We start from the raw sequence: 21,875 nt of genomic DNA, 5'->3' as shown, positions 1-21,875 counted from the left end.
TGAAAGGAACCATCATGTCCTATGCCTGCAAGACCATCGCCTCTCCCGTGGGCCGATTGACGCTCGTCGCCAAGGACGCCAAGCTGGCTGCCATTTTGTGGGAAAACGACCGGCCAGGCCGTGTTCGCCTGGGGCCGATGCAAGAGGATGCCGACCATCCCACTCTGTTAAAAACCGAGCAGCAATTGACGGAATATTTTGCGGGACGACGCGAACGCTTTGACCTGCCATTGGATTTTGTTGGCACTGAATTCCAGAAACAGGTCTGGGCTGCGCTCTTGACCATTCCCTACGGCCAGACGCGCAGCTATCGCGACATCGCGACACAGATCGGCCGGCCCAAGGCCGTGCGTGCCGTTGGGGCCGCCAATGGACGCAATCCGATTTCGATCATCGCGCCTTGTCATCGCGTTGTTGGCGCATCCGGAGCTCTCACTGGATTTGCCGGCGGATTACCGGCGAAGGAACTGCTGCTGGGCCTCGAGCATGGCGCCACAGCCGCATAGACGTTTTATTATTCCGTGAGGGCAGCATGACCGCTGCCCTTTTTTTCCGGCATGCATGCCGAAGTTTCCCGGAGCAACAGATGAACTCACCCACCGGCGTCATCATCGGTGAAGACGGCTTGGCGCGCCCACCCTGGGCCGCGCAAGACCCCTTAATGCGCCAATACTACGATACCGAGTGGGGGATGCCCGTGCGCGATGAACACGGGTTGTTCGAACGGTTGAGCCTGGAGTGTTTTCAATCGGGTTTGTCGTGGGCGACGATCCTGCGCAAACGCGAGGCTTTTCGTGCTGCGTTTCGCCAGTTCGATCCCGATGTCGTATCGACGTTCAGTGAAAAAGACATCGTACGCCTGATGGCCGATAGCGGCATCGTACGCAACCGGGCCAAAATCCTGGCTACCATCAACAACGCTGCTGCGACCATCGCACTGCGAGCCGACGGCGGGCTGGTGGATTTCATCTGGTCATTTCAACCGGCCGAAACCCCCGCTCCCCGTACGCTGGCGGAGATCCCCACCGTATCCGAGGCCTCCACTGCACTGAGCAAAGCCCTGCGCAAGCGCGGTTTTTCCTTTGTCGGGCCAACCACCATGCATGCATTGATGGAGGCTACGGGAATGATCGACACGCATTTGATCGACAGCCATCGCCGTGGCAGCTCTGGCGTCTGGCGGACAACGTGAACACGTTACATAAATCACGAGCGTATTACACAAATCGTCACTACGTAGCGCTTCTTCACACGGCATTCTCGTCAATGACAGCTCGCCGCATCAATTCAGTCCATAATCAAGCCTTGAACTTGCTTTATCAGGACCACGCGCCATGCCATTGAACACTTTGCTCTCTCGTCTACTACTTACCGCCACGGTCAGCGTACTGAGTGCTTGCGCGATGAACACGAATACAACGTCTACTACCGATGCGCCCACGACGGGCACAAACACCGCCGCCTCGACGCTATCGGCGTATCACTGGGACTTAAGCGAAGCCCGTGACGCCAACGGCACCGCACAAACAGAATGGGCGCCACCCAAAACACGCGATGGCGCGCCTTTGCGTCTGAGTTTCAAGGATCAACGCCTGTCCGTATCCGGCCTGTGCAACCGGCTGGGTGCAGGCTATAGCCTCGACGCGAACAAGATCAAAATCTCGGGTGCCGTCGGCACGATGATGGCCTGCAACGACAATGCGCTCATGCAATACGAACAGGCCTTCGGCCAACGTTTGCCACAAGCGTCCACCTGGCAGATCACGCAGAGCCCGACGGGACCGCTATTGACGCTGGGCTTCGCCGACGGCGCGCAATGGACGCTGACAGGCACGCCCACTGACGAGACTCGCTATGGTGGCGCAGGCGAAACCCAGTTCCTGGAAATCGCCTCGCAGCGAGTACGTTGTTCTCATCCTGGCATCCCCAATATGCAATGCCTGCAGGTGCGCGAGGTGCAATACGATGCCAACGGGATCCAGACCGGCCAAGGCGAATGGCAGGCTTTTTATAGCGAAATCGAAGGCTATACCCATCAACCGGGCATACGTAACGTGCTGCGCGTAAAACGCTATGAACGCAACCCGGTGCCAGCTGACGCATCCCGTTATGTGTATGTGCTGGACATGGTGGTGCAAAGCGCCAAGGAATAAACGACAGCAAAAAAATCAGGCTCGAATTCATCGAGCCTGATTTGACTGATATGCCGTCTATCCGCGATGCGAGCCCAGCAGCGTTAAATCATTCCCCGCTGCTGACATGACGCAAACAGCATACGCTCGACTTTATTTTTCCGCGTTCGGGAAAAACAGCTGTTGCCCGTTGACCTTGTAGCTGGCAATCGTGTCCTGCCCCGCTGACGACGTCACCCAGTCCACGAATTGCTGAGCCTCCTTGGCCTTGACGTGCGGGAACTTGGCGGGATTGACCACCATCACGCCGTACTGATTGAACAAACGCTTGTCGCCTTCGACCAGAATCTTCAGCTTGCCGGGGTTCTTGAAACTTAGCCACGTGCCACGGTCCGACAAAACATAAGCGCCCATCGACGAGGCCATATTCAACGCCGGCCCCATGCCGCAACCACAGGCTTTATAGCCCTTGCCCATGTCCTCAACACCCGCAGCTTTCCAGAACCGCAGCTCGGCGGCGTGCGTGCCACTCTTGTCGCCGCGCGAGACAAAAGACGCATTGTCCTTGGCCAACTTGCTCAAGGCCTGAACGATATCGTTGCCCTTTATCCCTGCAGGATCGTCAGCCGGGCCGATCAAGACAAAATCGTTGTACATGACGGGATAACGCTTGGTAGCGTAGCCCTCGGCCACGAATTTTTCTTCAGCCACTTGATCGTGCACAAATAATACGTCGGCGTCACCACGGCGTGCAGTATCCAGTGCCTGACCGGTTCCCTGCGCGACGACTTTGATATCGATACCGCTGGCCTTTTTAAAAGCAGGCAACAAATGCGCGAACAAGCCAGACTGCTCAGTAGAAGTGGTCGAAGCCATGACAATGGTTTCTGCCTGGGCCGCCGGCGCTGCCCACGTGGCGGCGACGAGCAAAGCCGGCATCGCTACGCGCCGCAAGAGAGTCGAGAGTTTCATAGGATGCGTTCTCCTTTGAGGAAAAAACTGGCTGCTTCGGGCAGCGGGCCGTAAAAGAAATCGTCAACGGGCAGATCGACCACCACGCGACCCCGTTCTAAATAAATCACGCGTTGCGCCAGCCGTTTGACCTGGCCCAGATTGTGGCTGCTGAACACCATCGCAGGCCGGCGATTCGCCTCGGATCGAGCGTCAGACGTCCCCTCACTCGCTATCACCGGTTGCACGAAGTCATGCATCATCTGCTCGACCTCACGCTTGGCATGGGGATCCAGGCTGGCCGTTGGCTCGTCCAGCAACAACACATCCGGCTTCAGGGCCCAGGCACGCGCCATCGCCAATCGTTGCTGCTGTCCGCCGGACAAGGCCTTGGCACTGCGGGTGGCAAGATCCTCCATACCGACTCTCGCCAATGCAGGCCCAGCCTGCGCGCGAGCATCGCGCCAACGCATGCCGCGCAACCATAGCCCCAAAGCCACATTGTTCAACACTGACATGCGCAACATGTACGGCTGCTGAAACAACATGGCCTGGTGCTTGCGCGCCACACATGAGGCCTGGCCGCGCGAGGGTTGCAGCAGGCAATGCAACACGCGCAGCAGCGTGCTCTTGCCACTGCCATTCGCGCCCACCAGCGCCACGCACTCACCCGGCCGTATCGTCAACGACACCTCACGCAGGGCCTGCACGTTGCCGAAATCCACGTCAACATCGCGCAGATCAAACAAGGTCTCGAAAGGCGCTGTACAGGTCATGCACCGGCTCCCGCCCGGTCAAACAAACCGGACAATCCCGCATCACGCCGCTCGCGCCAACGCCGCACCACCGCAGCCAACATATTCAATAGCAACACCACACACAACAGCAACAATCCCAATGCCAGTGCCAACGGTAAATCGCCCTTGCTGGTTTCCAACGCAATGGCAGTGGTCATCACGCGCGTGTAACCCTCGATATTGCCGCCCACCACCATCACCGCACCGACCTCTGAAATCGCCCGGCCAAAGCCCGTGATCACAATCGTCAACAACGCAAAACGCTCATCCCAGACCAGCAAGAGGCCGCGCAGCCATTCACGCGCGCGCAGCGAGCGCAATTGCTCACCGTGGTGCCGCTCGGCATCGGAAATCGTTTGACGCACCAGTGCCGTTACGACAGGGCAAACCAGCACCGCTTGGGCCAGCACCATGGCTTGAAACGAAAACAACCAGCCCAGAAATCCCAAAGGACCGGAGTGTGACAGCAGCAAGTACACCACCAACCCCACCACTACGGATGGCAATGCCAGCGAGGTATTCAACAGCACCAACACGAATCCATGACCACGAAATCGTGCGACCGCCAGCCATGCACCGGCCACCATCCCCACTGCGCACGCCAACACACAGGCACAGGCGCTCACAGCGAGCGAACGCAACACGATGGACAGCAACACCGGATCAACTGACACGATCAGTTCAAAAGCCGTCAATACGCTTTCAGATACGGTATTCATGGAAGACGAGCAGAGAGCAAAGTGTCATTTTTCTATCTGGATTTACGATCCGTGCGGCGCCACGCATTCTGAGCCGAACCGCGAATTCAGCCCCATGCCTTCAGAGCGAAAACTCACTCGTCCGCTGCACAATGTGCTGAGGGTATCTCACCAAAACGCGGCCCACCATATGAATACTTTTGCATAGGGATGACTTACTATCTGCAGAGGAACGTCCCCAACCCGCATTTAGGGCATACTTCCGCCGTGCATCGTATCGACCTCTCCTACCAATTGGGCTCCACGTCGGCCGCCCCCTCGATCATCGGCAACGCGCTGATGGACTTGCTGTTCGCCGTGCGCGAACACGGCTCAATCTCGGGCGCCGCCAAGGCGCTAGGCTTGTCGTACCGCCATGTATGGGGTGAGCTCAAACGATGGGAACAGACACTGGGCCGCACCCTGATCGTCTGGGACAAGGGGCAGCCCGCACAGCTGAACGAATTCGGTGAAAAATTGCTGTGGGCCGAACGCCAGGCCCAAGCCCGGCTGGCCCCGCAAATCAACGCGCTACGCGCCGATCTGGAGCGCGCTTTCGCCATGGCATTTGACGACGCGGCCCACGTTGTGCCGCTGTACGCCAGTCATGACGATGCCTTGGGCGCGTTGCGCGAGCACGCCGTGGCCAGCGACAAGCTCTATCTCGACATCAGCTATGCCGGCAGCGTCGATGCGATTCGCGGACTCAACGAGGGCCGTTGCGTCATCGCAGGCTTTCATACCCGCCAGGACCCCGTGCCAGGCTCCCTGACCGAACGCATTTACAAACCCCTGCTCAAGCCGGGGCTGCACAAGATCATCGGCTTTGCCCAACGCAGCCAGGGGCTGATCGTGGCGCGAGGCAATCCCAAACGCATCAGCGCCCTGGCCGATCTGCGCCGCGCAGAGGTGCGCTATGTGAATCGCGCCCTCGGTACGGGTACACGTGTGCTGTTTGACGAGCTGCTCGAACAGGCGAACATCCCGGCGGCGGCGATCAATGGATACGAACGCACGGAACCCTCACATAACGCAGTAGCTCACGCTATTGCGAGTGGCCATGCAGATGCCGGTCTCGGCATCGAGCCCGCCGTGCTCGGGCATGCACTGGATTTTGTTCCGCTGGTGCAGGAAAACTATTTCCTGGTCTGCCTGAAATCGACCCTGGATCAGCCCTCTACGCAGGCTTTGCTTGCCATTCTGCGCAGCCCGCAATGGCAAGCCGCGCTGTCCTCGATGCCAGGCTACGGCCCGTTGCAAAGCGGTCAAGTACTCTCGATGAAACGGGTATTGCCGTGGTGGACGTTCACGACCCAAAAAACCACCCGGCAACGCCGACCCACAAAAAGCGCTGCGCACAGGCCAGGCTGACGCACCTTTGCTCTGTAAGGCGCCAGCGTTGCTGGCGATCAGGATCCGCTTGCGACGCTCACGCTATCGGCAGCCACGCGCGACGCCGCCAATTCAGGCTGCAACACCAAGCGTTCCGGCGCGGTATAACAAACAAAACGCCGATTGATGGCACGGCCAATGGTGCACAATCCCAGGTCCCGTGCGATTTCGTATCCCATCTGCGTCATGCCGCTGCGCGACACCACGACCGGCACGCCCATCTGCGCGGATTTCATGATCATTTCACTGGTCAACCGCCCCGTCGTGTAGAAGATCTTGTCGTCTCCCCGCTGCTCGGACTCGGGCTGCATCCACATCCAGCCAGCCAAGGTATCGATTGCGTTGTGACGCCCGACGTCCTCGACAAACATCAGCATATCGGCGCCACGGAACAACGCGCAGCCATGCACTGATCCTGCCGATTTATAGGTGGTTTCCTGCAAACGAATGGCATTGAGCAGACCATATAACTGCGTCTGTGTCACTCGTGCATGCGGCGCCAACTGGAGTTGATCCAGCTCCTCCATCAGGCCGCCGAATACACTGCCCTGCCCGCATCCAGTCGTCACCACTCGTTGAGCAGTCCGGGCATCGATATCCGTAATACCGTGGCGCGTTTCCACCGCTGCGGCATTGACCTCCCAGTCGACCATGATGGACAGTACGTCGCTGGCCTCACGGATCAACCGTTGATTACGCAAGTACCCCAGCACCAATAATTCAGGCATGGCGCCTAACGTCATCAAGGTCACGATCTCGCGCCGATCGACATAAATCGTCAACGGACGCTCTGCCGGAATAGACACCGTCTCGGCAGCGCCAAATTCGTTTACGACCGTCACCTCACGGGTCAACGGCGCACTTGCCTGAGTCAGTCGGGGCAACAACGGGGTTACGCTCACTTAGCTAACGGCTTGCCGGCGCTATCAGGCTGGGCGGAACTCGGCGGTTGCGTTGCCGTTTCTGCGGGAGAGTGCGCACCAGAGCCCTCCCGGGCCTGAGGCGCATACGCAAACGGCCCCGGATCCGAACAGGCAGGCGTGGCCACGGGTGCGGGCGCATCTTTGCCGCTCGCCTTCATATGCGCGCGGTATTCCTCTGCGACCTTATCCTGAGCCGCACACAATTGATAGGCGGTCACCTTGGTGCTCCAGGCGGCTTTAGCTTTGGCTTCAGCGGCCTTGGCTTCGTCTTGAGCACTGACGGCAGCCCAAGCGGCCTGAGTGCTCAACACACCCAACACCAGTGACCATGCTGCGAATCTCGTCTTCATCCATTGCTCCGAGAAACCTCGGCATTCATGCCGGGGAGGAAAGGGCGCAGCCGCAAGGCTGCAAGATTGGTCTGATTTGAGTTGGCATCTGGATAAATATCCAGTTTTCTGGTTTGGCTTGGATAGTATCTCGGGCATGCAAACCATTAGCCGCCAGGCTGGCGGTGTTAGCCCATGGAGAAACGGTAAGACCTGAGTGCATATGATGTACAACGGCTCGGTTCTGTGAAGTGGGAATCCCTTTCCTTTAGGGAAGGGAACAGTCAACTGTCCTCCTTCCCATGTCGTGCATGGCTCGGACCTGCCTGCGCAAGACCCGCTTGCGCAGGCACTCGCTGGTTCAATGTGATCCCGATGTCGGACGTACCATCGCATGGCTGCGCCGTTTCGACGCCCGATCGGCAGTGCGCTGCGCCGGGACCTTGCCCGACTTGATATCGTCGTACCAGACGTCATGGTGTTCGCGCGCCCACGTTTCGTCGACGTACCCGGTCTTCATGGCCTTGTATGCGCCTTTCATACCGATCGTACCCAGATAAATGTGCCCCAGCAGCATGCACATCATCAGGATAACCGACACACCGTGAACCATATGGGCAATCTGCATATTGCCACGCGTATATGCCAGCCCGGGCACGACATGGTCCAGGAAAAGGCCCGACACCACCACCACCATGCCCAGGAACAGCATGCCACCCCAGAACATGATTTTTTCACCGGCGTTAAAACGTCCCGACGACACATGCTGGGGCCGCAATAAACCACCGCCCTTGCGCAACCACGTCCAGTCGTAACGGCGCCAGATGTTGTCCTTGGCAAAGGTCAACAACACGACGATCAAGGACACGGCAAACACGGGGCCGACGAAGTTGTGCGCCGTTTTCAGGAACCAGGTCAGCTTGCCAAAGATGGCAGGCCCCATCCACGGCAACATGAAAAACTTGCCGAACGCCATCACGATGCCGGACAAGGCCAGGATGACAAACGCAGTCGCATTCACCCAATGCGCGGCGCGCTCGAAATACGTGAAGCGCTCGATCTTGCGGCCGGTTTCCGCACCATGGACCTTGATCGGTCCCTTGGCCAAATAGAACAGTGCGATCGCCACAAATGCAATCAGCAGCAATGCGCCGCCATAGGGAATCAACCAATTGTTGCGCACCTGACGCCAGGCTTCGCCAGCCGTGGTGTATTGCGATCCCGGATATTGCACAAAGCGCTGAATCAGCACGCCGGCTTCAGGCGCCTGGCTATGCGGCAAGCTGCTGTACCCTGGCTCGCCGGAATTGACTTGGCGCCACATGGGTGCGTTATTACCGGGCTGTACTTTGGCGCGCTCGGCATTGGTCTGTTCGGCATAACCTGGCTGCTCATTGGCATCAGGCTTGACCTCAAAAATATTGGCGCTCTGGATGCCACCCAGCCCGCCGCTGGCGGGTGCGGCTTGCTGTGCTGCGGCAGGCGCGAGCAATACGACAGCCGTCAGCATCGCCGCGCACAGCGCTCCCCAAGCCCCCAGGAGGCGTGTTTTACCTTGGGAAAATGACCGTAACATGGCGATCTCCGGTCAGTTAAGTTTGTTGTACTCGTTCTGTCCGCGCTGGGTCCGTGCGGTCATCTCGCTGGTCCAACTGGTCTTGTCACCCTGCGTCCAGCCCGGCGCCACAAAATTACTGCCGGTGCCCGCATACTCGGGGACGCCGTGACCGGCGTTGGAATGCATTTCCTGTGGCGTCTCTGTACAGGCCGATAGCGCCAGGATACCCATCACGGCAAAGGCAAAACGTAAGCTCATGATTTACCCTTTGTGTCCGTCGCAGGCTGCGATTGTGCGGGCGGCTGATCAGCCTGTTGCGAGCCATAGGCCGTACCCCAGCCCCAGACCTCGGCGCCCTTGCCGCGATGCAAGACGCGCGTGCGGAATATATCCGCCACCACGTTGCCATCGCCAGCCAACAGCGCCTTGGTCGAACACATCTCGGCACACGCAGGCAGCTTGCCCTCAGCCAATCGGTTGCGGCCATACTTCTCAAATTCGGCGGCGCTGCCGTGCTCTTCGGGACCACCCGAACAGAACGTGCACTTGTCCATCTTGCCACGCACGCCGAACGCCCCTTCGGACGGAAACTGCGGCGCGCCAAACGGACACGCATACGAGCAATAACCGCAACCGATACAGGTGTCCTTGTTGTGCAGCACCACACCTTCTTCGGTGCGATAAAAGCAGTTCACCGGACAGACTGCCATGCACGGCGCATCACTGCAGTGCATACAGGCAACCGAGATGGATTTTTCACCGGGCACGCCATCGTTCAAGGTCACCACGCGGCGGCGGTTAACGCCCCACGGGATTTCGTGTTCGTTCTTACAGGCCGTGACGCAGCTATTGCATTCGATACAACGCTCTGCATCACAGACGAATTTCATTCTCGCCATAACGCTCTCCTCAAGCCTTTGCGATATTGCAGATCGTGGTTTTGGTTTCTTGCATCATCGTGACGGAGTCATACCCGTACGTGGTGCCCGTATTGACGGCTTCGCCACGCACAATCGGGGCTGCGCCTTCCGGATAGCTGGCCAGCATGTCCTGTCCTTGCCAATGACCCGAAAAGTGAAATGGCATAAACGCCGTGTCGGGACCCACTCGCGGCGTGACCAACGCCTGAACATTCAGGCGCGCACCCGTGGGGGTATGCACCCATACCCGATCGCCATTCTGAATGCCGCGATCCGCTGCCGCCTTTGGATTGATCTCGACGAAAGCTTCCTGCTGCAACTCGGCCAGCCATGGATTGGAACGCGTCTCTTCGCCCCCACCTTCGTACTCGACCAAGCGGCCCGACGTCAAAATAATCGGGAATTTTTCGTACAGCTTGTCCGCGACGTTCTTTTGCTGCAGCGACGTATACAACGTCGGCACGCGCCAGAATGTCTTCAGATCATTGTGCGAAGGATATTTCGCGACCAGGTCCGGGCGCGTGCCATAGATGGGCTCGCGATGCTGCGGGACCGGATCCGGGAAATTCCACACCACGGCACGGGCCTTGGCGTTGCCGAATGGATAGCAGCTATGGTTCTTCATCACCACACGGATGATCCCGCCAGAAGGGTCTGTTTTCCAGTTCTTGCCTTCGGCTGCGGTCTTTTCCGCATCGGTCAGCTCGCTCCACCAACCCAGTTTCTTGAGCAGCACATGATCGAACTCGGGATAGCCTGTCGTCAGATCCGCGCCTTTCGAATGCGAGCCGTCTTCGGCCAGCAGGCTCACGCCACCACGCTCGACACCGAAGTTCGCACGGAAATTCCCGCCGCCCTGCATCACATTCAGGCTGGTGTCGTACAGGTTCGCCGTCCCCGGGTGCTTCATCTCGGGGGTGCCCCAACACGGCCACGGCAAGCCAAAATAATCGCCCGTCAGGTCATAGCCTGTTTCGGCGTCCTTGCCGCCTTTGGCGCGCAGGGTCTTCACATCGAACACGTGCATATTGCGCATGTGCGCTTTCAAGCGCTCGGGACTCTGACCGGTGTACCCGATTGTCCAGCAGCAGCGATTGATCTCGCGCAGGACGTCCTCGATCACCGGCTCGTCCATGCCTTTGACTTTTTGCAGCGCGTAGTTCTTGACGAACTCTTTGCCAAAGCCCAGTTTTTCGGCGAACTGATACATGATCATGTGATCGCTGCGGCTTTCCCACAGCGGCTCAATGACCTTTTCGCGCCATTGCAGTGAGCGGTTCGAGGCCGTACAGGAACCACTGGTCTCGAACTGCGTCGCAGCCGGCAACAAATAAACCGCGCGATTTGGGTTGAGCTCTTCGGGCTTGCCAGGCATGGCCGCCATGGCCGCTGTCGCCGACGGATAAGGATCCACGACGACCAGCAGATCGAGCTTGTCCATGGCCCGTTTCATCTCCAGCCCGCGCGTCTGCGAGTTGGGTGCGTGACCCCAATAGATGACCGCCTTGAGATTCGTGGGTTGATCCAGTACCTCGGGATTTTCCAACACGCCGTCGATCCAACGCGACACCGTAATGCCCGGCTTGGTCATCAACTCCGGTGAGGCATACCGGCTCTTGATCCATTCGTAATCCACACCCCACGCGTTGGCGAAGTGTTTCCACGAGCCTTCAGTCAAGCCATAGTACCCCGGCAGTGAGTCCGGGTTGGGCCCCACGTCCGTGGCGCCTTGCACGTTATCGTGGCCACGGAAAATGTTGGCTCCGCCACCCGATCTGCCGATATTTCCCAACGCCAACTGGACAATACAGGATGCGCGCACCATGGCGTTGCCGATGGAGTGCTGCGTTTGCCCCATACACCACACCAACGTGCCGGGCCGGTTTTCGTGCATTAACTTGGCCACGCCGTACATCGTGGCTTCGTCGACACCGCATACGTCCTGAACCTTGTCCGGTGTCCATTTTGCCAGCACATCGGCTTTGACCTGATCCATGCCGTAGACACGCGCATCGATGTAGGCCTGGTCTTCCCATCCGTTCTTGAAGATGTGATACAGCAGGCCAAACAAGAAAGCCACGTCCGTACCCGACCGAATGCGAATGTGTTGATCGGCCTTGGCGGCGGTCCGTGTAAAACGCGGATCCACCACAATCATTTTGCAACCGGTTTCTTTCGCGTGCAGCATGTGCAGCATCGACACGGGGTGCGCTTCGGCCGCATTAGACCCAATGTACAAAGCGACTTTGGCATTCTGCATGTCGTTGTACGAGTTGGTCATGGCGCCATAGCCCCATGTATTGGCCACACCGGCAACCGTCGTGGAATGGCAGATACGCGCCTGGTGATCGCAATTGTTGCTGCCAAAATAGCTGACAAACTTGCGCAACAAATACGATTGCTCGTTGTTATGCTTGGACGAGCCAATCCAGTAAATGGAATCCGGCCCACTGTCCTTGCGCAGCTTCAGTAGCTGCTCGGAGATTTCAGTCAGTGCCGTGTCCCAGCTGATGCGCTGGTACTTGCCATTGACCAGCTTCATCGGATAACGCAGGCGGTGTTCACCATGGCCGTGCTCGCGCAGGGCAGCACCCTTCGCGCAGTGCGCCCCCAGATTGATGGGCGAATCGAACACAGGCTCTTGCCGCACCCAGACGCCGTTTTCCACAACGGCGTCGACTGCACAGCCGACCGAACAGTGCGAACAGACCGTGCGGTGCACAGACGTTTTCGTTTTGCCGGTCAAGACTTCCTTGGTTTCGGCGGCGTCCGCCTGCCTCACCAGCGCCAGGGGAGCAGCTGCCAGCCCAGCGCCGACGCCTATACCCGAGCGGCGCAGAAACGTGCGGCGATCCATCGTAGGCAAAGCCTGCGACAACCCGCGGCGCAGGCTTTGCACGAAATTGGATTGCACCGCGCTATCGCGCGCGGCAACGGTTTTCTTGGTCAGCAACATGCCGGACTCCGTCACACGAGGGTGGTCTTGTAATAGCGCTTGACGTGTTCGCTCAGGTGGTAGCCGCCCCCGTTTTTGGGCGCCGGTTTGGCATCCGCTTGGGTCTGAGCAGTCTGGCGGTTTTCAGGCAGAACAGCCGCACCCGCGGCCGCCGCACCTGCTGTGGCAGCGCCGGCCAAGAACATCCTGCGCGAAAGTCGAGGATTCTTTTGTGACATGACGATCCCCTCCGGGGCTACTAGATATGAAACTCTTTGCATACTGTACCGCGATAACGCACAAAGGGCCAATCCCCTTTCATAAGTAAGGCTATTAGCCGCGCAGCATCAAAAACAGCTGCCCAGACGGCACGGGCTAGGACAGCATATCGAAGCCCTGTGCTTCTATGTTGTTGAAATCCCGGAAAAATTCAGCCAGGCGCGCATAAAATCGTGCAGCCGGTTGCTGCACGATCGCAGCGCACAAATCGTCTGCCCACGGGCGGATATGCGTCGAAAAGAACTCCCGTTGCTGGGCCAGATTCGACGTATTGGTATCCGCGCCTGTGATCAGAAAGCGCATGACTTCGCACAAATACGCGATGTGATCTTCGGTTTCAGGCATGGCAGGGTCACGTGTAAGTCCCAGCGCAGTCAAGTCATCGCGCAAGCGAACCAAGGGCTTTTCATTGAGAAACCCTGCCAGGTAATGCGACCCGAACAAATAAACATCTGGCTTGCCGACCCCGCCGAACAAGGTATCGTGCTCGGCCTGTATCGCCGTCACGTCCAGTTCGCGTGCGCAAGCCAGCAAGGCGTTCCACGATAGCGCCAGCACACTGCCCGAATCGTCCTCATCCGCCTCCCGCAACTGTGCCAATAACGCCGGCGCAGGCGGCGCATAGAACAAATGCGCCAGCAGGCTATAAATCTCTGCCCGCGCAAAGTCTTCGTCATGGCTGGCCGGTTCAGTGGCGGTAGGCGGAATAATCGTCATAGGTCGGTAATGCGTGTCTCGTTAGAAGACGAATACATGTCGATAACGCGGCAATCGCCGCACATTTTCAAGCGCTCAAGCGCGGCGCCCTGGAACATCGCGTGCCCGCCCAAACGCTGCAACATGGTTTCCACGCCTTTTTGCGTACCAAAGGCCTTGTTACAGCGAATGCAATGGAATGGCTGGGCCTCATGCAGAACCACGGCTTCCTTGCGACGCTCGGACAACAACAGCCGGGGAACCAACTGAATTGCGTCTTCGGGGCAAGTCTGCTCGCACAGGCCGCACTGCACGCAATTTTTTTCGATGAACCGCAGCTGCGGAAGCTGTGAGTTGTCCTTTAACGCATTGGCCGGGCAAGCGCTCACACAGCTCATGCACAGCGTGCAGGCGTCAGGGTCAACGGTGACCGCGCCGAACGGCGACCCACTGCCTGGAGCGCCGCCCGGCAGATCGATAGTCTCGGGTAAAGGCTCGGGAGCCAACGCCACCAAATGATCCAACGCCAGACTCAGCGTCGTCCGTTTTTCCGGTGCCACCGCAAAACGAGCGGGCTCGGCAGGCGCGACGGGACGCAGGCTCGCTACCTCCTGCAAAGCGCCATCCAGCGCAGCGACCTCGGTAGCCTGCAGCAAATGCAAATGCTGCCCTGCATAACCCAAGCCATTCAGAATACGCTGCGCGATGTCCATCTGGGCCCTCAGGGCATCCTGATACTGCGGCGCCTCTTCGCCGGTCAGCAATACTGCCACCTGGGCCGCGCCAAACGCGATGGCCGACAACCACAGATCCGCCCCCACACCAGCGGTATGCCACAGAGAAACCGGAATCACATTCGCAGGCACGCCGTGGGCCTGCTTCAACTGTGCCGCACGGCCCAGCCCCTCGACCAGTTGCTGGCCCGCTTGCTGACTATGCAGCAGCAGTACGGCGCGGCTTCCGCCAGCCTGGGCATAGGTACCCAGCAGCGTACGCAGTTTCAGCCCCTGATCGGGATTGCGCGGATATGTATAGGACAGCGCGCCGCTCGGGCATGCGGTCGTGCAGGCGCCACAGCCCACGCATAAATGTGGATCCACCACAATCCGTTGATGATGCTTGTCGCTGCTGATGGCCTCGGCCGAACACACGTCCACACAGGCCCGGCAGCCTACCGTTTCGTTACGGCTATGCGCGCAGAGAGATTGTTTGTAGTCGAAAAACTTGGGCTTTTCGAACTCGCCCACCATCTCGCGCAGTTTCAACAGCGTCCCCGGCGCATTATCAGCCCAGGTGAAATAGCCCTGCGGCGGCTCATGACGACGGAACTGCGGCGTCGCACCCAGATCCAGCACCAGATCAAAGACCTCTGTCAGTTGCCTCGGCGGACGCTGAAAATCAATGGCGCCCGCCACCGTACAGGATGCCGTACAGTTTCGATGCCCTGTGCAACGCGTCAGGTCAACCTGATAATCCAGGCCGATCGCTCCTTCGGGACAGGCCGCCACGCACGCATTGCAGCGGGTGCACAGATCCAGATCAATCGGATTGTGCTGCGACCAGGACAGCTCAAATGCCCCCAACCTGCCCTGCAGACGGTCAAGCTGGCCCGCGAGCACAGGGTACTGACGTGCCTGAGTGCCGCCCGCATGGCCGTGGCCATCCGCAAACAAGGTGACTTCCAGCACATCATCCAGCAGCGCCGCCGCCTGTTCGGCTCGATCCAACGGCCCTATGATCAACAAGCGGCCAGCGCTGCGATACGTCACCGTAGCCACCGGATCCGGTTCGGGCAGATGGGCGGCGGCGAGCAAGGCGGCCAATTTAGGCATGGCCTGTCTGGCATCGCGGCTCCAACCGCCTGTCTCCCGAATATTCACAAAACGCACCGGCGCGATCGCGCCTTCAGTGCTGCGCCCGAGCTCATCAAACAGCCGTGTTTCCTGCGTACAGGCCACCACCACCTGGTCCGTGCCACGGATCGCTTGCTGAAAATCGCCCGCCTGGCCGCGGCACAGCAACGAATGAGGTGCCAGAGGCTCGCCCAACGCGCGGCTCAACTCATCGGGAGCCAGCGGCATGGTGCGGTTGCAGTCACAGATTAGAGTCGTCATGAGCGCAAAAAATAAAAGGTCCAACGAGTGGAGTTTACGCTGACGCAATGCTGAATAAAGAACCGAGACTCATTAGCATCATGGCCTCTCTGCTGCCCGCACTACTCTGATTCAGATGCTGCCTGTGGGCGATCGGCCTCGCCCTCGTCTTCCATCTCGGCTTGCCCCGCCGCGGGCGTTGTCTCACTGTCCTGCACATTCGCGTCTACCGCCCGGTCCTCAGTGCAGGAACTCTCGGCGCTATCCTCGCTGACAGCCTCAAACATCTTCAGCGCCTGCGCACTCACCAACCGCCGCAACATGGGCGCCGGTAACGGCTCCAGGTTCGAATAGTCATCGATATAGATGTCCAACCCGTCCATGACGTTGTAATGCGGGTCGGAAAACAGCTTTTTCAATGCCGCGTTTTTGACCTCGGGCGAGACCTGCCGAGTCATGAATGGTGCGAAATCCGAATCGCGCGTCAACGCCTGCACGTCCTCCAGCGTCAACGGCGGCGCTTCGTTCCCTATGCCATCGTTGCCCGTGTGCGAAACGGCCTCTGCAGGCGAGGCTGCAGAGGTCCGCTGCGAAAATTCGTCCGTAGCGCAATCCTGCGCAAGCTCACCCCCCGCCGCAGGCGCTTCCTGCTGCGGACGGTCCTCATCCGGGACGCCCCCCTCGCGGGCCTCGATCTTGCGTCGCGACCAACGATGCAGAAAACCGTCCCGATTTTCCGCAGTCATGACGAACCCTCGCCCCGAAACTTCTTCAGTGTCGACACCGACGCAGGATTGCCAAAACGGTCCTGCAGTGACTGGAAACTGGCCGGGCGCTTGCGCCGCTTGGGTTCAGGCACATAATGCTCGGCAATAAAGGCGTTCATCCATTGCACCACCGACGGTGGCGCCGGTACCTGTTCCACCGTTTCCTGAGCATCCAGCCAGCGGCCCGCATCGTGATAGCTGAGCGTCACAATTTCAGGCCGAGCCTGAGGCTCGCTGCCGTCTTCGGCATCGTGCATACGCCACAACACAAACCAACAGGGTGCCGCCGTCGTAGCGTTCAACACATAGCCTTCGGCGTCGTCTTTGAACAAGCGCACCGTATAGCCCGGGTGCAGCCAGCGCTCTTGCGTATCGTCTTTATATAAAAGACGAGCCGTCGGCCCGAACGCCGTCTCGTTGGCGACCACATCGTCCAGCACCCAACGCCACTCCTGCCAGCGGCTCATCGGGCCCGTGATGCGCTCCTTGCGCATCACCACCGCTACATCCAGACTGACAGGAAAGGAATCGCTCATAGCGCTTTACCTACTTCGCTCGACTAACCGAAATCGCCGACAGTTTCGAAGAATGGTCTTTGGCCATGCCGGCGACCGAGAGCGCCACCTGGCGCGCCACGGACTTGTACAAGCCCGCGACCTCGCCATCCGGGTCTGCAATCACGGACGGCTGACCGCCATCGGCCTGCAGGCGAATATTGATATCCAAAGGCAAGGCGCCCAAATACGGCAACTGATAATCCGCCGCCATTTTCTGGCCGCCGCCCGACCCGAAAATATGCTCGGCGTGACCGCACTGGCTACAGACGTGGACCGCCATGTTTTCGACCACGCCCAGGATCGGCACCCCGACTTTCTCGAACATTTTGACGCCCTTGCGCGCATCCAGCAAGGCAATGTCCTGAGGCGTCGTCACGATGACGGCCCCCGTCACCGGCACTTTTTGGCTCAACGACAGGTGAATATCCCCTGTGCCCGGCGGCATATCCACCACCAGATAATCCAGATCTTTCCAATTTGTCTGGCGCAATAGCTGTTCCAACGCCTGCACTGCCATCGGGCCGCGCCAGATCATGGCCTCGTCGGCATCGACCAAAAAGCCGATAGACATCACCTGCACCCCATAGTTTTCCAGGGGTTCCATCGTGTTGCCGTCTTCGCTCTGCGGGCGCGCATTGATGCCCATCATCATGGACTGGCTGGGGCCATAGATATCCGCATCCAGAATCCCGACCCGGGCGCCTTCGGCCGCCAGGGCCAGCGCCAGATTCACGGCCGTGGTGCTCTTGCCCACACCGCCTTTGCCCGACGCTACGGCAATGATGTTTTTGATGTTGGGCAACAATGCCACCCCGCGCTGTGCGGCATGCGCCACAATCACTGAACGCAGGTTGATGGATACATTACCCACACCCGGCACCGATTTCGCTGCCGCAATCAATGCGCTGCGCAATGCCGGGATCTGGCTTTTGGCCGGGTAACCCAGTTCCACATCGAACGCCACATCGGCGCCATCGATCTGAAGGTTTTTCACTGCCTTGGCTTCGGCCAAGGGCTTGCCCGTGTTGGGATCAATGACGGCCTGCAGGGCCTGAAGCAAAGTATCGGAAGTGACCATGAAGGGTCTGTCTCTGAAATCAGCGAAAGAGAAAGGAGTCGTTAATAAAAACGACGAAGGCCGCGCCTTTGGTTTGCTGCTCCCACGGGAGCGATTTCACGCCAAAGCGGCTAGGCGGCTACCTTCGGGCATGTTAGCAGAGCGGCAGTTGGGTCTAGCCTCTGCTCTGCCCACGCGATGAGGCTGGTCTATACTGGCCGCCATTGCGCGGCGCTGAGCGCGGCGCGTTTTATCGCGTGCCATGATCCATACTAACGATATTACGGGCCTCATTCTCGCGGGTGGACGGGGCAGCCGCATGGGCGGCGTAGACAAAGGACTGCAGAACTACCAAGGCATGCCCATGGCTCTGCATGCGTTGATGCGTCTCGCACCTCAGGTCGGCGAAACCATGATCAACGCCAACCGCAACCTGGGCGCCTACGAGGCCATGGGGGTGGCCGTCTGGCCAGACAATCTGCCGGATTTCGCCGGTCCCTTGGCGGGATTGGCCACCGGACTGGAACGCTGCGAAACCCCCTACCTGGTCACGGTGCCGTGCGACTGCCCCCGGTTTCCGCTCGATCTGGTACAGCGCCTGGCGCAAGCGCTAACCGAACAAGACGCCGACATCGCCATGGCCGCCACGCAGCAAGACGGCAAATTACGTACCCAGCCGGTTTTCTGCTTGATGAAAACGTCGCTGCTATCCAGTCTGCTGGAGTTTTTACATAGCGGCCAGCGCAAAATCGACATCTGGACGGCGCAACACCGCTGCATCGACGTAACCTTCGAGGATGCGCAGGCCTTTGCCGGCGCCAACACCCTGGCCGAATTGCACCAACTTTCCTGATGACTCGTCCCCTGCCCCCCAGTCTGGCCTCCATCGTTTCCTGTATCAGCGGCTACGACCCCAATGCCCTGCCGATTCCGCAGGCCCGCGCCTTTATTGACCAACTGGTGCCGCGTCTGAACACAGTGGAAATGCTGCCGTTGCGTTCGGCGCTGGGACGCGTGCTGGCACGCGATATCGTGTCGCATCTGAATGTCCCGGCGCACGACAACTCGGCCATGGACGGCTACGCATTCGCCGGCAGCGAGTTGGCCGAGGATGCCGACACGGTGTTGCAAGTGACCGGCGCTCTGCTGGCAGGAGACTCCTCCGCCCGCGCCGTCGGCGCGGGCCAGTGCGTACGCATCATGACGGGCGCCGTCATGCCCGCCGGTCTGGACACCGTCGTCCCTCAGGAATTCGTCCAACAGGATGGCGATCGAATCATTATTCCCGCAAATGTCTTGCGCACTGGAGACAACCGACGCTTGGCAGGCGAAGACTTGGCCATCGGCGACAGTGCCCTGTCGGCGGGCCGCGTACTGCGTCCCGCCGACATTGGCCTGCTGGCCTCACTGGGCCAAGCTGAAGTCCCGGTACAAAGACGGCTGCGCGTCGCCTTTTTCTCTACCGGCAACGAATTACGCTCCATTGGCGAACCGCTGGACGAAGGCTGCGTCTACGACAGCAACCGCTATACCTTGTGGAGCATGTTGCAGCGGCTAGGTGTCGAGATCCTGGATCTGGGCGTCGTACGCGACGACCCGCAGGCGCTCGCCGCCGCCTTCAGCGCCGCGGCCGCCAACGCAGATGCCGTCATCACCTCGGGAGGCGTCAGCGTCGGCGAAGCCGACCACACAAAGACTGTCATGGCCGAACTGGGCGATGTGCTGTTCTGGCGGATCGCCATGCGTCCGGGCCGGCCCATGGCCATCGGCCGCATCCGCGCCGACCATGGCGACGCCATTCTGTTTGGTTTGCCGGGGAATCCCGTTGCCGTCATGGTGACGTTCTACGCCCTGGTACGTGATGCGTTATTGACCATGTCGGGCGCCACATCGAATACGCTCCCCTTGCTGCGCTGCACGGCCGCACAACCCATTCGGAAAAAACCGGGCCGCACGGAATATCAACGCGCCATCGTGACCCCGGCGACGGGCGGCGGGTGGCAAGCCAGCATCACCGGTTCACAAGGCTCGGGCATTTTGCGCAGTATGAGCGAGGCCAATGGCCTGATGGTATTGCACCACGACCAAGGCAACGTCGCCGCCGGCGACTTCGTCGACGTGATGCCTTTTGACGGCCTGATTTAAGCCGTTTCCAGACCTGATTCCCTGTGACGAATCCCCACATGACAAAAATTATCGGTTTTGCCGGATGGAGCGGTGCGGGCAAGACCTCATTACTGACCAAACTCATCCCCTGCCTGAAAGCCCGGGGCTATAGCGTCTCTACGGTCAAGCACGCCCACCACGCGTTCGACATCGATACCCCCGGTAAAGACTCGTTTCTGCACCGCGCATCCGGCGCAACGGAAGTCCTGGTCGCTTCATCCGCCCGGTGGGCACTGATGCATGAGCTGCGTGGTGCGCCCGAACCCGAATTGGGGGAATTACTCGGCGCCATGAGTCCCGTCGACTTCATTCTCGTCGAGGGGTTCAAGCGCAATGCGCACATCAAGATCGAAGTCCACCGCCGAGTGAACAACAAGCCCTGGCTCTACCCCGATGATCCCAGTATCGGGGCCATTGCCAGCGATACGGAGTCGAACGAGCATCCCTTGCCGCACGTCGCACTGGACGACATCGAAGCCATCGCCGATCTGGTCGAGACCCTGGCCTGGCCACTGGACATCGCCATCGCCCGCCTGACTCAGCCGGGGAATGGCGCCTGAACCACCAAACGAGCCCGGGAGTCACTCACCCTCCCCCAGGGGCCAAGGAAACTTGGGGCGGCCCGGCGTTTCAAACCGATACCCCCCCTGGGCTGAGCTTCGCTCACCCTCCCCCAGGGGCCAAGGAAACTTGGGGCGGCCCGGCGTTTCCTTGGGACCCATTCCCGCAGTAAAGTAGCGACTGCAAAATAGCCTGCGGGCATCAAGGAAGCATCTTGAATTTCATTTTCCGAGGCAACGAACTTCTAGTCCAAGAGACCGGCCTTGAACTCCCTGATGCCGTGGTCTGCGCTGCACTCAGCCTGCAACCTGAAAGCCTGCAGCAAGTGTGGCTGGACAACCCGCATATCCGAACCACCCATGTCCCGCTGACGACCGAGCCGCCCGCCGGCTACGCTTTCCTCAAACTGCGCGCGCTGTACAGCGAATTGGGCGATCGCACCGCACTCGCCGGACGCGCCTTCCAAGTTGCAGAATGGGCTCGTACCCATCGGTTTTGCGGAGTCTGCGCAACTCCCATGGAACCGGTCGGCCACGAGCTCTGCATGCGTTGCCCGGCTTGCGGGATGTCTGCGTACCCCCGCATTTCCCCCGCCATGATGGTGCTGGTGCGCAAAGGCGACAGCATTCTGCTGGCGCGCCACGCGACCTATGCCACGGCGCGTCACACCGCATTGGCAGGCTTTGTCGAGGCAGGAGAAAGCATCGAAGACGCCATCCATCGCGAGGTCTACGAGGAAGTCGGCCTGCGCGTGAAAGACCTGCGCTACTTCGGCAGCCAATCCTGGCCCTTCCCCCATTCGCTGATGATTGCCTTTACCGCCGAATACGTGGATGGCGAGATCCGAATACAAGAAGACGAGATCGCAGAAGCCCACTGGTACGGCCCTGGCGACACGCTGCCCGAAATTCCTATGCGTGAATCCATTGCCGGCCGCCTGGTCCGCGCCAATTTACCCGCAGGTACAAGCTCCTGATATCCATGCCGCCCGCCTGCGGCGCCTGACTATCGGTGCCGCAGACAGC

The 21,875-nt window shown here is 59.5% G+C and carries 22 protein-coding genes and 1 pseudogene; 8 read left to right on the top strand and 15 right to left on the bottom strand.

Annotation, left to right across the window (positions count from 1 at the left end):
* Nucleotides 1-14: 14 nt before the first annotated feature.
* From ACYVI2_RS16775 to ACYVI2_RS16765, 3 genes and pseudogenes are all read left to right on the top strand, one after another.
* Nucleotides 15-500 (top strand): annotated as a pseudogene (locus tag ACYVI2_RS16775) (methylated-DNA--[protein]-cysteine S-methyltransferase); the annotation flags it as partial.
* Between the two features lie 86 nt (nt 501-586).
* On the top strand, nt 587-1,192 hold the full coding sequence (locus ACYVI2_RS16770; RefSeq protein ID WP_415815613.1) for a DNA-3-methyladenine glycosylase I: 606 nt from the start codon (nt 587-589) through the stop codon (nt 1,190-1,192).
* 142 nt (nt 1,193-1,334) lie between these two features.
* On the top strand, nt 1,335-2,153 hold the full coding sequence (locus ACYVI2_RS16765; RefSeq protein ID WP_415815611.1) for a DUF4377 domain-containing protein: 819 nt from the start codon (nt 1,335-1,337) through the stop codon (nt 2,151-2,153).
* Nucleotides 2,154-2,285: 132 nt separating this feature from the next.
* Here ACYVI2_RS16765 and ACYVI2_RS16760 read toward each other — a convergent pair whose 3' ends face one another.
* From ACYVI2_RS16760 to ACYVI2_RS16750, 3 genes are read right to left on the bottom strand one after another with little or no spacing between them, the layout of a single operon-like run.
* Nucleotides 2,286-3,104: an ABC transporter substrate-binding protein gene (locus ACYVI2_RS16760; protein WP_415815609.1), complete on the bottom strand. Its 819-nt coding sequence runs from the start codon at nt 3,102-3,104 to the stop codon at nt 2,286-2,288.
* Complete coding sequence (locus ACYVI2_RS16755; RefSeq protein WP_415815607.1) at nt 3,101-3,859, bottom strand: ABC transporter ATP-binding protein; 759 nt, start codon at nt 3,857-3,859, stop codon at nt 3,101-3,103. The genes ACYVI2_RS16760 and ACYVI2_RS16755 overlap by 4 nt, the downstream gene beginning before the upstream one ends.
* The gene (locus ACYVI2_RS16750) at nt 3,856-4,599 is read right to left on the bottom strand and encodes an ABC transporter permease (protein WP_415815605.1); all 744 of its coding nucleotides are present in this window, start codon (nt 4,597-4,599) and stop codon (nt 3,856-3,858) included. Before ACYVI2_RS16750 ends, ACYVI2_RS16755 begins: the two co-directional genes overlap by 4 nt.
* Nucleotides 4,600-4,845: 246 nt before the next feature.
* Here ACYVI2_RS16750 and ACYVI2_RS16745 point away from each other — a divergent pair, with 246 nt between their 5' ends.
* Entirely contained in the window at nt 4,846-5,988 is a 1,143-nt protein-coding gene (locus tag ACYVI2_RS16745; RefSeq protein ID WP_415816489.1) for a substrate-binding domain-containing protein, read from the top strand.
* Between the two features lie 38 nt (nt 5,989-6,026).
* Here ACYVI2_RS16745 and ACYVI2_RS16740 read toward each other — a convergent pair whose 3' ends face one another.
* The 12 genes from ACYVI2_RS16740 to apbC all read right to left on the bottom strand — a co-directional run bounded on the left by ACYVI2_RS16740 (nt 6,027) and on the right by apbC (nt 18,144).
* Complete coding sequence (locus ACYVI2_RS16740) at nt 6,027-6,911, bottom strand: formate dehydrogenase accessory sulfurtransferase FdhD (protein WP_415815603.1); 885 nt, start codon at nt 6,909-6,911, stop codon at nt 6,027-6,029.
* On the bottom strand, nt 6,908-7,282 hold the full coding sequence (locus ACYVI2_RS16735) for a hypothetical protein (protein WP_415815601.1): 375 nt from the start codon (nt 7,280-7,282) through the stop codon (nt 6,908-6,910). Before ACYVI2_RS16735 ends, ACYVI2_RS16740 begins: the two co-directional genes overlap by 4 nt.
* A gap of 340 nt (nt 7,283-7,622) precedes the next feature.
* A complete protein-coding gene (locus tag ACYVI2_RS16730) occupies nt 7,623-8,771 on the bottom strand; it encodes a formate dehydrogenase subunit gamma (protein WP_415816487.1) in 1,149 nt (382 codons plus the stop codon).
* 78 nt (nt 8,772-8,849) lie between these two features.
* A complete protein-coding gene (locus ACYVI2_RS16725) occupies nt 8,850-9,077 on the bottom strand; it encodes a hypothetical protein (protein ID WP_415815599.1) in 228 nt (75 codons plus the stop codon).
* Complete coding sequence (gene fdh3B / locus ACYVI2_RS16720; RefSeq protein WP_415815597.1) at nt 9,074-9,718, bottom strand: formate dehydrogenase FDH3 subunit beta; 645 nt, start codon at nt 9,716-9,718, stop codon at nt 9,074-9,076. Before fdh3B ends, ACYVI2_RS16725 begins: the two co-directional genes overlap by 4 nt.
* A 10-nt stretch (nt 9,719-9,728) precedes the next feature.
* The gene (locus tag ACYVI2_RS16715; protein WP_415815595.1) at nt 9,729-12,695 is read right to left on the bottom strand and encodes a formate dehydrogenase subunit alpha; all 2,967 of its coding nucleotides are present in this window, start codon (nt 12,693-12,695) and stop codon (nt 9,729-9,731) included.
* Nucleotides 12,696-12,706: 11 nt separating this feature from the next.
* Complete coding sequence (locus ACYVI2_RS16710) at nt 12,707-12,913, bottom strand: twin-arginine translocation signal domain-containing protein (protein WP_415815593.1); 207 nt, start codon at nt 12,911-12,913, stop codon at nt 12,707-12,709.
* 136 nt (nt 12,914-13,049) lie between these two features.
* Entirely contained in the window at nt 13,050-13,670 is a 621-nt protein-coding gene (locus tag ACYVI2_RS16705; RefSeq protein ID WP_415815591.1) for a TorD/DmsD family molecular chaperone, read from the bottom strand.
* A complete protein-coding gene (locus ACYVI2_RS16700) occupies nt 13,667-15,763 on the bottom strand; it encodes a 4Fe-4S binding protein (RefSeq protein ID WP_415815589.1) in 2,097 nt (698 codons plus the stop codon). The genes ACYVI2_RS16705 and ACYVI2_RS16700 overlap by 4 nt, the downstream gene beginning before the upstream one ends.
* 101 nt (nt 15,764-15,864) lie before the next feature.
* On the bottom strand, nt 15,865-16,488 hold the full coding sequence (locus tag ACYVI2_RS16695) for a DUF3306 domain-containing protein (RefSeq protein ID WP_415815587.1): 624 nt from the start codon (nt 16,486-16,488) through the stop codon (nt 15,865-15,867).
* Nucleotides 16,485-17,045: a DUF3305 domain-containing protein gene (locus ACYVI2_RS16690; RefSeq protein WP_460490326.1), complete on the bottom strand. Its 561-nt coding sequence runs from the start codon at nt 17,043-17,045 to the stop codon at nt 16,485-16,487. The genes ACYVI2_RS16695 and ACYVI2_RS16690 overlap by 4 nt, the downstream gene beginning before the upstream one ends.
* 10 nt (nt 17,046-17,055) lie before the next feature.
* Nucleotides 17,056-18,144: an iron-sulfur cluster carrier protein ApbC gene (gene apbC / locus ACYVI2_RS16685; protein WP_415815585.1), complete on the bottom strand. Its 1,089-nt coding sequence runs from the start codon at nt 18,142-18,144 to the stop codon at nt 17,056-17,058.
* A 241-nt stretch (nt 18,145-18,385) separates the two neighbouring features.
* Between apbC and mobA the strand changes: the two genes are divergently transcribed.
* The 4 genes from mobA (at nt 18,386) to nudC (ending at nt 21,826) form a co-directional block, all read left to right on the top strand.
* Complete coding sequence (mobA, locus tag ACYVI2_RS16680; protein ID WP_415815583.1) at nt 18,386-18,976, top strand: molybdenum cofactor guanylyltransferase MobA; 591 nt, start codon at nt 18,386-18,388, stop codon at nt 18,974-18,976.
* Nucleotides 18,976-20,268, top strand: a complete 1,293-nt coding sequence (moeA, locus tag ACYVI2_RS16675; RefSeq protein WP_460490325.1) for a molybdopterin molybdotransferase MoeA — start codon at nt 18,976-18,978, stop codon at nt 20,266-20,268. Before mobA ends, moeA begins: the two co-directional genes overlap by 1 nt.
* A 38-nt stretch (nt 20,269-20,306) precedes the next feature.
* Complete coding sequence (gene mobB / locus ACYVI2_RS16670; protein WP_415815579.1) at nt 20,307-20,849, top strand: molybdopterin-guanine dinucleotide biosynthesis protein B; 543 nt, start codon at nt 20,307-20,309, stop codon at nt 20,847-20,849.
* Nucleotides 20,850-21,064: 215 nt separating this feature from the next.
* A complete protein-coding gene (gene nudC / locus ACYVI2_RS16665) occupies nt 21,065-21,826 on the top strand; it encodes an NAD(+) diphosphatase (protein ID WP_415815577.1) in 762 nt (253 codons plus the stop codon).
* Nucleotides 21,827-21,875 lie beyond the last annotated feature (49 nt).

The sequence above is a fragment of the Bordetella tumbae genome, assembly GCF_054780995.1.
The sequence above is the reverse complement of the archived record's forward strand: the minus strand, read 5'-3'. Positions and strand labels throughout refer to the sequence as shown.